This is a genomic window from Acidovorax sp. GW821-FHT10A04, from assembly GCF_059415825.1.
Genome location: NZ_JBWKNZ010000002.1, coordinates 697468 through 710529 on the forward strand (window position 1 = coordinate 697468; position 13062 = coordinate 710529).

Annotated in this window: 12 protein-coding genes and 1 riboswitch; of the genes, 7 read left to right on the top strand and 5 right to left on the bottom strand. The window is 69.3% G+C overall.

Annotated elements, in window-relative coordinates; all coding sequences use genetic code 11:
• The first annotated feature begins 1 nt into the window (after nt 1).
• From AC07PF_RS07630 to metH, 4 genes are all read left to right on the top strand, one after another.
• Nucleotides 2-367, top strand: a complete 366-nt coding sequence (locus tag AC07PF_RS07630) for an FmdB family zinc ribbon protein (RefSeq protein ID WP_494611391.1) — start codon at nt 2-4, stop codon at nt 365-367.
• A 30-nt stretch (nt 368-397) separates the two neighbouring features.
• Complete coding sequence (locus AC07PF_RS07635) at nt 398-1423, top strand: aliphatic amidase (protein ID WP_494603213.1); 1026 nt, start codon at nt 398-400, stop codon at nt 1421-1423.
• Nucleotides 1424-1471: 48 nt separating this feature from the next.
• Entirely contained in the window at nt 1472-2218 is a 747-nt protein-coding gene (locus AC07PF_RS07640) for a hypothetical protein (RefSeq protein WP_007860413.1), read from the top strand.
• A gap of 17 nt (nt 2219-2235) precedes the next feature.
• A riboswitch (S-adenosyl-L-homocysteine riboswitch) is annotated at nt 2236-2336 on the top strand.
• A 26-nt stretch (nt 2337-2362) separates the two neighbouring features.
• A complete protein-coding gene (gene metH / locus AC07PF_RS07645; RefSeq protein ID WP_081497425.1) occupies nt 2363-5101 on the top strand; it encodes a methionine synthase in 2739 nt (912 codons plus the stop codon).
• Between the two features lie 35 nt (nt 5102-5136).
• On the opposite strand, the gene fahA is transcribed toward metH, so the two are convergent.
• Nucleotides 5137-6408 (bottom strand): fumarylacetoacetase, encoded by a 1272-nt coding sequence (gene fahA, locus AC07PF_RS07650; RefSeq protein WP_494611392.1) that lies wholly within the window; start codon nt 6406-6408, stop codon nt 5137-5139.
• A 33-nt stretch (nt 6409-6441) separates the two neighbouring features.
• Nucleotides 6442-7443: a Bug family tripartite tricarboxylate transporter substrate binding protein gene (locus tag AC07PF_RS07655; RefSeq protein ID WP_494611393.1), complete on the bottom strand. Its 1002-nt coding sequence runs from the start codon at nt 7441-7443 to the stop codon at nt 6442-6444.
• 93 nt (nt 7444-7536) lie between these two features.
• Between AC07PF_RS07655 and AC07PF_RS07660 the strand changes: the two genes are divergently transcribed.
• A complete protein-coding gene (locus AC07PF_RS07660; protein ID WP_494603200.1) occupies nt 7537-8316 on the top strand; it encodes an IclR family transcriptional regulator in 780 nt (259 codons plus the stop codon).
• A gap of 10 nt (nt 8317-8326) precedes the next feature.
• On the opposite strand, the gene AC07PF_RS07665 is transcribed toward AC07PF_RS07660, so the two are convergent.
• A complete protein-coding gene (locus tag AC07PF_RS07665) occupies nt 8327-8881 on the bottom strand; it encodes a shikimate kinase (protein ID WP_007860398.1) in 555 nt (184 codons plus the stop codon).
• Nucleotides 8882-8931: 50 nt separating this feature from the next.
• A complete protein-coding gene (locus AC07PF_RS07670) occupies nt 8932-10065 on the bottom strand; it encodes a serine hydrolase domain-containing protein (RefSeq protein WP_494611394.1) in 1134 nt (377 codons plus the stop codon).
• A 137-nt stretch (nt 10066-10202) separates the two neighbouring features.
• On the opposite strand from AC07PF_RS07670, the gene AC07PF_RS07675 reads away from it, so the two are divergent.
• Both AC07PF_RS07675 and AC07PF_RS07680 read left to right on the top strand, forming a co-directional pair.
• A complete protein-coding gene (locus tag AC07PF_RS07675; protein ID WP_494611395.1) occupies nt 10203-11162 on the top strand; it encodes a YihY/virulence factor BrkB family protein in 960 nt (319 codons plus the stop codon).
• Between the two features lie 230 nt (nt 11163-11392).
• Nucleotides 11393-12160: an outer membrane lipoprotein gene (locus tag AC07PF_RS07680; RefSeq protein ID WP_494611396.1), complete on the top strand. Its 768-nt coding sequence runs from the start codon at nt 11393-11395 to the stop codon at nt 12158-12160.
• A gap of 15 nt (nt 12161-12175) precedes the next feature.
• Here AC07PF_RS07680 and AC07PF_RS07685 read toward each other — a convergent pair.
• A partial coding sequence (locus AC07PF_RS07685) for an electron transfer flavoprotein subunit alpha/FixB family protein (protein WP_494611397.1) occupies nt 12176-13062 on the bottom strand: 887 nt, incomplete at its 5' end.

Here is a 13062-nt window from a genome sequence, read left to right on the forward strand (position 1 = left end):
CATGCCCACCTACGACTACGCCTGCCCCGACTGCGGCAACTTCGATGCGCTGCGCAGCGTGGCCCTGCGCAACGAGCCCTGCGCCTGCCCCGAATGCGGGGCCGCAGCGGCGCGCGTGTTCGCCTACGCCCCCCATCTGGCCTGCGTGAGCCCCGAGCAGCGCCGCGCGCACGACACCAACGAGCGCGCGCAGCACGCCCCGCGCTCGTCCTCGCGCGATGGCGATGCCGGCAGCTACGGCCGGCTGCGCCACCCCTCGGGGTGTGGCTGCTGCGGCGGCGGTGGCAGCAAGCGCGGCGGGACGGTCACGGCACCGAGTGGCGCCAAGACCTTTCCCACAAAAAGGCCCTGGATGATCAGCCACTGACGAATCAACGATTCCCAAGGAGACCACGCCATGATCCACGGCGATATTTCAAGCAGCAAGGACACCGTGGGCGTCGCGGTTGTCAACTACAAGATGCCGCGCCTGCACACCCAGGCCGACGTGCTGGACAACGCGCGCAGGATCGCCGACATGCTGGTGGGCATGAAGACCGGCCTGCCGGGCATGGACCTCGTGGTCTTCCCCGAATACAGCACCCACGGCATCATGTACGACCGCCAGGAGATGATGGATACCGCCACCACCATTCCTGGCCCCGAGACGGAAATCTTCGCGGCTGCCTGCCGCAAGGCCAAGGTCTGGGGCGTGTTCTCGCTCACGGGCGAGCGGCATGAAGAGCATCCGCACAAGATGCCCTACAACACGCTCATCCTGATGAACGACCAGGGCGAGATCGTGCAGAAGTACCGCAAGATCATGCCCTGGACGCCCATCGAGGGCTGGTACCCCGGCGACCAGACCTATGTGAGCGAGGGGCCCAAGGGCCTCAAGATCAGCCTCATCATCTGCGACGACGGCAACTACCCCGAGATCTGGCGCGACTGCGCGATGAAGGGTGCCGAGCTCATCGTGCGCTGCCAGGGCTATATGTATCCGGCCAAGGAACAGCAGATCCTGATGAGCAAGGCCATGGCCTTTGCCAACAACACCTACGTGGCGGTGGCCAATGCGGCGGGGTTCGACGGCGTGTACAGCTACTTCGGCCACTCGGCGCTGATCGGCTTCGACGGCCGCACGCTGGGCGAGTGCGGGGAGGAGGAATACGGCGTGCAGTACGCGGCCCTCTCCACCAGCCTGATCCGCGATTTCCGCAGAAACGGTCAGTCCGAGAACCACCTGTTCAAGCTGCTGCACCGCGGCTACACCGGTGTTCTCAATTCCGGCGAAGGGGACAAGGGCGTGGCCTCCTGCCCCTACGGCTTCTACCAGCGCTGGGTGACCGACCCCGACGGCACGCGCGCCGCCGTGCAGGCGCTCACGCGCAGCACCGTGGGCACGGCCGAGTGCCCCATCGAAGGAATACCGCACGGCGGGTGACGCACGGTTACCAGGACGCGCCCGGCAGTTGCCGATAATGGGGCGCACATGGTGGCACCCGCATCCCTTCACATCCCCCTGGCCTTGCTGGCCCTGTCGTCGCTTGCCTTTCTGGCCGGTTGCTCCGCCCCGGCACCCACCGCGCGCGGTGAGGTGCGCGGCGCGCCCACCACTGCGGGCGAACTGGCCCAGTCGGACGTGAACCGCATGGCCACGCTGGCCATGCGCGACAACCTGGCCAGCCTGTACCTGCTGATGGACAAGCTCTACCGCCGCAACCCGGCCGAGTGGCGCAAAAGCGGCGCGGCCAGCCGCGAGCAGGCCATGGAGCAGGTGCGCGCCGCCGTGGAACAGCGCCAGCCCTGGGCGCCGCTGCAGGGCCGGCGCGATATCGCGGGCCTGGCCTTTGCGCTGGCCCCCGAATTCGCGGGCGACCGGGTGGCGGCCTTCATTGCTGCCACGGCCGACATGCTGGTCACCGCGCATGGCGGCAAGACAGAGTTCTTCCTGCTCGACTCGCTCGACGCCCAGCACCTGTACAACGCCGCGCGCAACGTCGAGTCGGCGGTGTGGCTGCTGTCCCAGCGGCGCAATGGCGCGGGCCAGCCGCTGCTGTGGGCCGACGAGATCGGGCCCCAGGGGCGCAACCTGAGCTTCGAGCGCGAATTCGGCAAGCTCATCGCCCGCCTGGACCTGGTGGCCGTGGTGGTGACCGAGAAGTACCGCCGCGCGGCCATCAGCTATGTGCAGGGGATCGTCGGGGGCACTTTTCTGCAGTTCCTGCCCGTTCGCTAGGCAGGTAAAATGCCGCTTCCCCCGAGGAGCGTTGCAGCGGACAAGCCCGGCACCCAGATTGCCAGGCAACCATCCGTCAGGCTCGGGGCCGACCACCCCGCAACGACGCTCACCTGTTACCGACCCCACTTGCAGGTGAGCCTGATGTCCGCCCTTCCCATGCCCCCCCTGAAGCTGTCCGGCCTGGAGCCCGTCTCCATTGGTGAGGGCACGCTGTTCGTCAACATCGGCGAGCGCACCAACGTCACCGGCTCCAAGGCCTTTGCCCGCATGATCCTCAACGGGCAGTACGAGGAGGCCCTGGCCGTGGCGCGCCAGCAGGTGGAAAACGGCGCCCAGGTGATCGACATCAACATGGACGAGGCCATGCTCGACAGCAAGGCGGCCATGGTGCGCTTTCTGCAGCTCATCGCCTCCGAGCCCGACATCGCGCGCGTGCCCATCATGGTGGACAGCTCCAAGTGGGAGGTGATCGAGGCCGGCCTGCGCTGCATCCAGGGCAAGGGCATCGTGAACTCCATCTCCATGAAGGAGGGCATCGACAAGTTCAAGCACGAGGCGCGCCTGGTCAAGCGCTATGGCGCGGCCGCCGTGGTCATGGCCTTCGACGAGAAGGGCCAGGCCGACACCTTCGAGCGCAAGATCGAGATCTGCGAGCGCGCCTACCGCGTGCTGGTCGACGAGGTGGACTTCCCGCCCGAGGACATCATCTTCGACCCCAACATCTTCGCGGTGGCCACCGGCATCGAGGAGCACAACAACTACGCGGTCGATTTCATCGAGGCCGTGCGCTGGATCAAGCAGAACTTGCCCGGCGCCAAGGTCTCGGGCGGTGTCTCCAACGTGAGCTTCAGCTTCCGCGGCAACGACCCGGTGCGCGAGGCGATCCACACCGTGTTCCTGTACCACGCGATCCAGGCCGGCATGGACATGGGCATCGTCAACGCCGGCATGGTCGGCGTCTACGACGACCTGGAGCCCACGCTGCGCGAACGTGTCGAGGACGTGGTGCTCAACCGCCGCCCCGATGCGGGCGAGCGTTTGGTCGAGGTGGCCGAGACCGCCAAGAGCGGCGCCAAGGACGAGAGCAAGAAGCTCGAATGGCGCGGCACCCCCGAGGCCCCGCGCACCGTGGGCGAGCGCCTGTCGCATGCGCTGGTGCACGGCATCACCGACTTCATCGTCGAAGACACCGAAGAGGCCTACCAGGCCATCGTCGCCAAGGGCGGGCGGCCGCTGCACGTGATCGAAGGCCCGCTGATGGACGGCATGAACGTCGTGGGCGACCTGTTCGGCGCCGGCAAGATGTTCCTGCCCCAGGTGGTCAAGAGTGCGCGCGTGATGAAGTCCGCCGTTGCCCACCTGATTCCCTACATCGAGGAAGAAAAGCGCCAGGACGAACTGGCCGGGCGCGACGTGCGCAGCAAGGGCAAGATCATCATCGCCACCGTCAAGGGCGACGTGCATGACATCGGCAAGAACATCGTCACCGTCGTGCTCCAGTGCAACAACTTCGAGGTGGTGAACATGGGCGTGATGGTGCCCTGTCACGAGATCCTGGCGCGCGCCAAGGTCGAGGGGGCCGACATCGTGGGCCTGTCGGGCCTGATCACGCCCAGCCTCGAAGAGATGCAGTACGTGGCCGGCGAGATGCAGAAGGACGACCACTTCCGCATCAAGAAGATCCCGCTGCTCATCGGCGGCGCCACCACCAGCCGCGTGCACACGGCCGTGAAGATCGCGCCGCACTACGAAGGCCCTGTCGTCTACGTGCCCGATGCCTCGCGCAGCGTGAGCGTGGCCCAGAGCCTGCTGGGCGACGGCGTGCACAGCTATGTGCAGGAGCTCAACGCCGACTACGACAAGGTGCGCACCCAGCACGCCAACAAGAAGCAGACCCCGCTGTGGTCGCTGGCCAAGGTCCGGGCCAACAAGACGCCGGTGGACTGGGCGGCTTTCCAACCCACCGTGCCGCGCGCGCTGGGCCGCCGGGTGTTCAAGAACTTCGACCTGGCCGAGCTGGCGCGCTACATCGACTGGGGCCCGTTCTTCCAGACCTGGGACCTGGCCGGCCCGTACCCCGCGATCCTGACCGACGAGGTGGTGGGCGTGGAGGCCACGCGCGTGTTCGCCGATGCGCAGGCCATGCTGAAAAAGATCATCGAGGGCCGCTGGCTCACCGCCAGCGGCGTGATGGGCCTGTACCCGGCCAACAGCGTGAACGACGACGACATCGAGTTCTACACCGACGAAACCCGCACCGAGGTCGCCATGACCTGGTACGGCATGCGCCAGCAGACCGAAAAGCACGTCATCGACGGCGTGACCCGCCCCAGCCGCTGCCTGGCCGACTTCGTCGCACCCAAGGACAGCGGCATCGCCGACTACGCCGGCCTGTTCGCCGTGACGGCGGGTCTCGGGATCGAGAAGAAGGAAAAGGCCTTCATCGACGCGCTCGACGACTACTCGGCCATCATGTTCAAGAGCCTGGCCGACCGCCTGGCCGAGGCCTTTGCCGAGTGCCTGCACCAGCGCGTGCGCACCGACCTGTGGGGCTATGCCGCAGGCGAGCAGCTGACCAACGACGAGATGATCGGCGAGAAGTACGCCGGCATCCGCCCCGCGCCCGGCTACCCCGCCTGCCCCGACCACAGCGCCAAGAGCGAGCTGTTCCGCGTGCTGCAGTGCGAGGAGGTCGGGATGACCCTGACCGAGAGCCTGGCCATGATGCCGGCCGCCAGCGTGAGCGGCTTCTACCTGGGCCACCCTGAGAGCACGTACTTCAGCGTCGGCAAGATCGGCGAGGACCAGCTGCACGACATGGCCCAGCGCCGCGGCATGGACGAGGCCGTGCTGGCGCGGCTGCTGGCGCCAAACCTCTAAAAACAGCCCCTCTTCGAGGGGCTGCCTGTGGTGCCTCAGGCGATGATGGTTCCGCTCACTTCGCCCAGGCCGATGCGCACGGCGCCTTCGCGCTCGCACCAGCCCTTGAGGACCAGCGTGTCGCCGTCTTCGAGGAAGCTGCGCTGCTCGCCATTGGGCAGCGTGACGGGCTGCTTGCCGCCACCTGCCAACTCCAGCAGCGAGCCGGCTTCGCTGGCCTCGGGGCCCGAGAGCGTGCCCGACCCCATCAGGTCGCCGGGCTGCAGGTTGCAGCCGTTCACCGTGTGGTGCGCCACCAGCTGCGCGGGCGTCCAGTAGGCGGCGCGCTGGGTGTTGGTCAGCGCCAGGCGCACGGCAGGCTCGCCGGCTTCGCGCATGCGCGCGGTCTGCAGCAGCACCTCCAGCGCGATGGTGAAGGCACCCTGGGCGCGGTTGCCCGGCGAGTCGAGGTAGGGCAGGGGCTGCGGGTCGGCGGCGTCGCGCTCGAACGGGGCGCGAAACGGTGCCAGCGCCTCCATGGTCACCACCCAGGGCGAGAGGGTGCTGGCGAAGTTCTTCGACAGGAAGGGCCCCAGCGGCTGGTATTCCCAGCCCTGGATGTCGCGCGCGCTCCAGTCGTTGAACAGCGCCACGCCGAACAGGTGCTGCTCGGCCTGGCCGATGGCGATGGGCTCGCCCTGGGCATTGCCCTGGCCGATGAACCAACCCAGCTCCAGTTCGTAGTCCAGGCGCTTGCAGGGGCCCAGCGTGGGCGCGGCAGCTTCGGGTGCCTTGGTCTGGCCCTGCGGGCGCTTCACGCACTGGCCGCTGATGCCGATGGACGAGGCGCGCCCGTGGTAGCCGATGGGCACCCACTTGTAGTTGGGCAAGAGCGGGTTGTCGGGGCGGAACTGCTTGCCCACCGTAGTGGCGTGGTGCACGCTGGTGTAGAAATCGGTGTAGTCGCCGATCTGGCAGGGCACGGCCATCTCGGCCTCGCCCTGGGGCGACAGCGCCTGGGACCAGGCGGCCTGCTGGCTGGCGCCTTCGCGCAGGCCTTCGGACAGCTGCTGGCGCAGGGCCTGGCGCTCGGCCGGCGTGGCGGCCATCAGCGCGTTCATGTCGTTGTGCGCGACCAGGCCCGCGGCCTGCAGGTCCAGGATCTGGTCACCGATGGCCACGCCGATGCGCAGCGGTCCACCGCTGCCCGCGGTGCGAAAGCGGCCGAAGGGCAGGTTCTGGATCGGGAAATCGCAGCCCGCCACGTTGGCGGAGGCGACCCAGCTGCGCAGCTGGAGGCCGTGGGTGGCGTCGAGGGTGGTGCTCATGGTCAGGAGGTGTGGAAGAGAAAGAAAAGGTGATCAGTCGGCGCTCATCTGCGCACTGTGGGCGACCCTGCCCAGGCGCTCGTACTCGCGCTTGGTCAGTGCATCGAACTCGGCCACGCTGGCGCTGCGCGGGGTGAAGCCCGCGGCCAGCAGCTTGTCCTTGACGGCGGGGTCGGCCAGCGCATCGGCCAATGCCTTGTTCAGGCGCTGTGCCACGGCGGGGGGCAGGCCCGCGGGGCCATAGACGCCGAACCAGGGCTCGACCACCGCGTCGGGCAGGCCGGCTTCGGCCAGGGTGGGCACGTCGGGCAGAGCGGGGGAGCGCTGGGCGCCCGCCACGGCCAGGGCGCGCAGCTTGCCGGCCTGGATGTGGGGCAGCGAGGCGGGCAGGTTGTCGAAGGCGATCGGCACCTGGCCGCCGATCAGGTCGGTGATCAGCGGCGCGCTGCCCTTGTAGGGCACGTGCACCAGGTCGGTCTTGCTGGTCTGGGCGAACAGCACGCCGGTCAGGTGCATGGAGGTTCCGGCACCTGCTGTGGCGTAGGGAACACCGGGGTTCTTCTTCGCATGGGCCAGCAGCTCGGCCACGGTCTTCACGGGCAGGGCGGGGCCGGCCTCGAGCACGATGGTGGAGTTGCCCAGCAGGCCCACGGCCGTGAAGTCCTTGCGCGGGTCGAAGGGCATCTTCTTGTAGATGTGCGGGTTCAGTGCATTCGTGGAGATCGCGCCCATGCCCACGGTGTAGCCGTCGGGCGCGGCCTTGGCCACCGCGTCCATGCCGATGTTGCCGCCCGCGCCCGCGCGGTTGTCGATGATGACCGGCTGACCCAGGGTCTGCGCCATGTGGGCGCCCACGGTGCGTGCCACCAGGTCGGTGGTGCCGCCGGGGGCATAGGGCGCGACGAAGCGGATCGGCTTGGCCGGGAAGGCGGCCTCCTGCGCGGCCGCCGGGCCGGCGGCCAGGCAGAGCATGCCGGCGGCAGCGGTGCACAGCAGGGCGCGGCGGGTGGTAGGGGTGCGGTCGAAAGCGGTCATGTCAGGGTGTCTCCGAGGATGGTTATAGGAATGCCGCCATTCTTGGCCGGCCCGCCGTTTCCTACAATCGTTCTTTCCACTCCATGGACAAACATGGCCACCCTGGTGCTCGACCGCGTGCTGCGCATCCTCGACCAGCTCTCGCGCTACGACGCGCGCGGGCTGTCGCTGTCGGACATCGCGCGCCAGTCCGGCATACCCCACCCCAGTGTGCACCGGCTGCTGCAGGACATGATGGCCGCGCGCCTGGTGGCCGCGCTGCCCGAGGGGCGCGGCTATGTGCTGGGCCGCCGCCCGTTCGAGCACGGCCTGGCCGCGCGCGGCCGGCACGACGTGGCGCCGCTGTTCAGCGCCAACCTGCAGCGCCTGGCCGATGCCACGGGCTATGCGGCCTACCTGTTCGTGCTCAGCGGTCACGAGGCCGTCTGCTATGCCCATACCAATGTGCAGCGGCTCGACCCGCCGCTGTCGGTGACCGTGGGCGGGCGCCGCCCGCTGGGCGTGGGCGCGGCGGGCCTGGCGCTGATGGCGGCGCAGGGCGAGGAGCTCATCGAGGCGGCGCTGGCGGCCAATGCGGCCACGCTGGGCCGCTACGGCGGGCTGGACGAGGCCACGCTGCGCACGCTGCTCACCCAGACCCAAGGCCTGGGCTATGCACGCAGCGGCGGCTGCCTGAACACCAATACCGCCGCCGTGGGCCATGCGGTGGTGGACGCGGGCGGGCGTGCCTTTGCGGCCATCAGCCTGTCGACCACCGTGGCGCGGCTCACGCAGCGCGAGGCGGCGCGGCTGGCCGCGCTGCTGCGCACCGAGATCGCGGACATCCAGCCGCGTGTGCACTTCCACTGGAGTGATTCCTCACCCCTGCGCTGAGGCGGTTGGCCTATGGCTGCGGTGTCTGCTCGGCGCCCATGTCGGCGCCCGCAGCCATTTCGAGCTGCATCATGATCATGTTGACCAGCATGTGCACCGTGGGGCGGCCGGTCTCGATCACGTAGTGGGCGGTTTCCCGGTACAGGCCGTCGCGCTGGGCGTAGAGTGCGCGCAGCTTGTCCATGGGGTTGCCGCCCTGCAGCAGGGGGCGGGTGCGGTCGTGCTTGACGCGCTTGTAGATCTCTTCGGGCGAGGCGCGCAGGTAGAGCACCGGGCCCATGGCGCGCAGCACATCGCGGTTCTCGCGGCGCAGCACGGCGCCGCCACCGGTCGACAGCACCATGCCCCCCGGCTGGGCAGCGGCCTTGGCGAGTTCCTGGGCCTCCAGGTCGCGAAAGCGCGCCTCGCCATGTTCCTCGAAGAACTGGCGGATGCTGGTGCCCAGCGTTTCCTCGAGCCGATGGTCCAGGTCGATGAACGGCACACCCGTGCGGTGCGCCAGCTGCCTGCCGACGGTGGATTTGCCCGAGCCGGGCATGCCGACCAGTGCACAGCGAATCTGCATATTCTTTTCTTGCCCCTTGGGGGCGAGTTTAAAGCAGGGCCCTGTGGTTGCTACAGCGCCGCGTAGACCAGCGCCGGGTACAGCTCGCACAGGTAGCGCAGCTGGCCGGGCGCCTGGGTGAGCAAGATGGCCACCAGGTCTTCCGCCGGGTCCACCAGGAAGAAGGTGCCGCCCATGCCGCTCCAGCCGTACTGGCCCACCGAGGCGGTGTGGGGCGCCAGGCCGGCGCTGCGGCGCACGGCCACGCCCAGGCCAAAGCCGTAGCCCTCGGGCAGGATGTCCCCGGCCGCCGGGATGCGGTCACCCAGGTGGTCGGCCGCCATGAAGGCCACGGTGGCGCGGCTGGCCAGGCGCACGCCGTCGAGCGTGCCGCCGGCCAGCAGCAGGCGCGCAAAGCGCGCATAGTCGCCGGCCGTGGACACCAGCCCGCCGCCGCCCGACTCGAACGCGGCCGGGCGCGCTACGTCGTTGAGCGCCACCTCGGCGCCGGTGGCCGGGTCGCGCGCGAAGGGCTCGGCCAGGCGGTGCAACTGCTCCGCCGCCACGTGAAAGCCGGTGTCGTGCATCTGCAGCGGGCCGAAGACCCGGCGCTGCAGGATGGCGCCCAGGGTCTCGCCCTCCACCACCTCCAGCAGCGCGCCCAGCACGTCGGTGGCGCGGCTGTATTCCCAGCAGCTGCCGGGCTGGTGCAGCAGGGGCAGGGGCCCGATGGCCTTGGCCAGCGCCGCATTGCCGTCGCGGCGCGAGCCGATGCGTGCCGCCTGGTAGGCCTGGGCCACCGGGCCGGTGTCCCAGGCGTAGCTCAGCCCCGCCGTGTGGCGCAGCAGGTCGTGCACCGTGGCCTCGCGCTGCACGGCGGTGGTACCCCCCGTCGCCGGGTCGAACACGCCCTGGCCGGCAAAGGTGGGCAGGTAGCGCGCCACGGGGTGGGACAGGGGCAGGCGCCCTTCTTCCATGAGCATCAGCGTGGCCAGCGACACCACGGGCTTGGTCATGGAGTAGATGCGGAAGATCGAATCCGGCGCCATGGCCGGCGCCCCCGCGCCGGGCGCCTGGGCGCCCAGGGCGTCGTGCAGCACGGTCTGGCCGCGGTGGTGCACCAGCGCCACCGCGCCGGGCAGGATGCCGCGGTCGATGTGGTGCTGCAGGACGCTGCGCAATCGGGTCAGGCTGGGGGCATGCATGGGCGGGGGCTCCTGGAGAAGATGGCAAGAGCCTGCCACAAGTGGCAGATGGGCCCAGCCGCCTGTGGGACAGCGCCTACAGTGGCTTCCGTGCCCGACCGGTGGAATTCCGCCACCCCGCCTTCTATGCTCCGTGCATGACCGTCTCCGACCGCATCCAGCGCGCCACCGAGCGCCTCCAACCCCTGGTACAGCCCGTGATGCCGCTGTGGCGCGCGGTGCAGCTGTGGCTCGACGCCGACGGTCTGCGCATGAGCGCGGCCATGTCCTTCTACGGCATGCTCAGCCTGGCGCCGCTGCTGCTCCTGCTGGTGGGCGTGCTCGGCTGGTGGCTGGACCGCAGCTACCTGGAGAGCAGCTTGCTGAACCAGGTGCAGTCGGTGATGGGCGAGCGCGTGGCCGACGTCATGCGCCAGGCCCTGGCCAGCGCCCAGGAGCCGTCCGAGGGGCGCCTGGCCTCGCTGGTCGGCTTCGTCGTGCTGCTCTCGGGCGCCACCGGGGTGTTCGTGGAGCTGCAATCGGCCCTGGCACGGCTGTGGCAGGGCGCGGAGCCGGACCCCGCGCGCGCCGCATGGTGGCACATGGCCTCGCTGCGGCTGCGCGGGCTGGCCTATGTGCTGGCCATCGGCTTTTTGCTGCTGGTCTCGCTCACGCTGTCCACCCTGATCAACCTGTTCGCCGGCTGGGCCGGGGCCCGGCTGTCCATCGCGCCGCTCGGTCCCATCCTGCAGGTCGTCAACGAGGTGGTGGCCTTCGGCTTTGCCGTGGCGCTGTTCGTCGGGCTGATGCGCATCGGCACCGGGCGCAAACCGCCGCTGCGCTGCCTCATCGCCGGCGCGGTGGTGGGCGCCACCCTGTTCACCATCGGCAAGCAGCTGCTGGCGTGGTACCTCTCCACGGCGGCGGTCGTTTCCGCGTATGGGGCGGCCGGGTCGCTGGTGGTGCTGCTGATGTGGATCTATTTCTCGTCGGCGGTGCTGCTGTTCGCCGCCAGTTGCGCGCGGGCCCTGGACGAGGCGGGGCTGCAGGTGCGCAGGCGTCGCGCCCCGGCGCATCCCGTGCCCCAGGACGGTACGGAGGTGGCGCCTGTGCCTTGACTAGGGCCTGTGTCGCTTGGCGCTGTAAGCAATGGCAAATGTGTGCCCTGGGGCTGTGCACCTTGCGGCGCTACTGCAGCACTTCTTACCGACCCTTACAAAGCAGACAAAGGCGGGCATCGTGGCCTGTATACCGTGCGCCCATGGGCCGCGTTGTGCACTGAGTGACGGCCCCGAAACCAGAACGACTCCTGAATGGCGCACATGCGCGCGGAAAGAAAAGAAACACCATGAACAGCCCTATCACCCTGCAGCCGTCCGATGTGCGCACCGTGCCTTCCACCCCTTCGCCCATGAAATGGATGTGGGTCGCCATCGCTTCCCTGGGGGCCTGTGTGGTGGCCCTGGGTACCACGCTGGTGGTACAGCACCGCCCGGCTGAAGTTTCCGCCGCCGCAACGGCGGCCAGCCCTGCCGTGGTGGCCCAGTCGCTGCAGGGCGCCGCTCCCGCCCCATCGCCGCTGGGTCTGGTAGCACCCCAGGTCGGTGCCCAGGCACAGCCTGCGCCCATGCCCGAGCCATTCCAGCCCCAGCGTGCCAATCTGGCCGGCGGCACGACCCAGATGGCGCAGCGCGCCCCGGTGTGCAGCACCTGCGGCCGGGTCGAATCGGTGCAGGCCGTCCAGCAGGCCGAGCCCGCCACCGGGGTGGGCGCGGTTGCGGGCGGCGTGCTTGGCGCCGTGGTGGGCAACCAGATCGGCAAGGGCAACGGCCGCACGGCCGCCACGGTGCTGGGCGCCGTGGGCGGCGGCTATGTGGGCCACCAGGTGGAGCAGCGCTCGCGCACCCGCACGGTGTACCAGGTGGCGATCCGTATGGACGATGGTTCGCTGCGCCGCTTCACGCGCGCGCAGCCACCGGCCGTGGGCACGCCCGTGGCGCTGCAGGGCAAGGGCTACCGCATCGACCACGAGCGCGACAGCCGCCCGAACGGCGGCGGTGGTGGTGCGTACACCAACGCCCCTGCGGGCGCGGTGCGCGTCGCCAACGGCTACTGATCAGCGGCAGGCGCCTTACAGCGCCCGGACCAACTCCGGCACGGCCGTGAACAGATCCGCCTCCAGCCCATAGTCGGCCACACTGAAGATCGGCGCCTCCGGGTCCTTGTTGATCGCCACGATCACCTTGGAGTCCTTCATGCCGGCCAAGTGCTGGATGGCCCCCGAGATCCCGGCCGCCACATACAGCTGGGGCGCCACGATCTTGCCCGTCTGGCCCACTTGCCAGTCGTTGGGTGCGTAACCGGCATCCACCGCAGCGCGGCTGGCGCCCAGGGCAGCGCCCAGCTTGTCGGCCAGCGGGGTCATCACTTCGTCGAACTTTTCCTTGCTGCCCAGAGCCCGGCCACCGGAGACGATGATCTTGGCAGCGGTCAGCTCGGGGCGGTCGCTCTTGGCGATCTCGCTGCCCACGAAGACGCTCTTGCCCGTATCCGCCGTGGCGGCGGAGGTTTCGGTGGCGGCACTGCCACCGCTGGCCGCTGCCGGATCGAAGCCCGTGGTGCGCACGGTGATGACCTTGGTGGCGTCGCTGCTCTGCACGGTGGCAATGGCATTGCCGGCGTAGATGGGGCGCTCGAAGGTGTCGGGGGAGACGACCTTGGTGATGTCGCTGATCTGCGCGACGTCGAGCTTGGCCGCCACGCGGGGGGCCACGTTCTTGCCGCTGGCAGTGGCGGGGAACAGGATGTGGCTGTAGTTGGATGCGATCGCGAGGACCTGGGCGGCCACGTTCTCGGCCAGGCCGTGTTCCAGGCCGGGGGCATCGGCTTGCAGGACCTTGGCGACGCCGGCGATCTGGGCGGCAGCAGCTGCGGCGCCACTGGCGTTGTGGCCGGCGATCAGCACGTGCACGTCGCCACCGCAGGCAATGGCGGCGGTCACGGTGTTGAGCGTTGCGC

Bases quoted from the DNA above. Each gene is read 5' to 3' on its own strand.
- AC07PF_RS07665 (WP_007860398.1), bottom strand. From the start codon at position 8,881: ATGCAGATTCGCTGTGCACTGGTCGGCATGCCCGGCTCGGGCAAATCC.
- metH (WP_081497425.1), top strand. From the start codon at position 2,363: ATGTCCGCCCTTCCCATGCCCCCCCTGAAGCTGTCCGGCCTGGAGCCC.
- AC07PF_RS07630 (WP_494611391.1), top strand. From the start codon at position 2: ATGCCCACCTACGACTACGCCTGCCCCGACTGCGGCAACTTCGATGCG.
- AC07PF_RS07635 (WP_494603213.1), top strand. From the start codon at position 398: ATGATCCACGGCGATATTTCAAGCAGCAAGGACACCGTGGGCGTCGCG.
- AC07PF_RS07675 (WP_494611395.1), top strand. From the start codon at position 10,203: ATGACCGTCTCCGACCGCATCCAGCGCGCCACCGAGCGCCTCCAACCC.
- AC07PF_RS07655 (WP_494611393.1), bottom strand. From the start codon at position 7,443: ATGACCGCTTTCGACCGCACCCCTACCACCCGCCGCGCCCTGCTGTGC.
- fahA (WP_494611392.1), bottom strand. From the start codon at position 6,408: ATGAGCACCACCCTCGACGCCACCCACGGCCTCCAGCTGCGCAGCTGG.
- AC07PF_RS07660 (WP_494603200.1), top strand. From the start codon at position 7,537: ATGGCCACCCTGGTGCTCGACCGCGTGCTGCGCATCCTCGACCAGCTC.
- AC07PF_RS07680 (WP_494611396.1), top strand. From the start codon at position 11,393: ATGAACAGCCCTATCACCCTGCAGCCGTCCGATGTGCGCACCGTGCCT.
- AC07PF_RS07640 (WP_007860413.1), top strand. From the start codon at position 1,472: ATGGTGGCACCCGCATCCCTTCACATCCCCCTGGCCTTGCTGGCCCTG.
- AC07PF_RS07670 (WP_494611394.1), bottom strand. From the start codon at position 10,065: ATGCATGCCCCCAGCCTGACCCGATTGCGCAGCGTCCTGCAGCACCAC.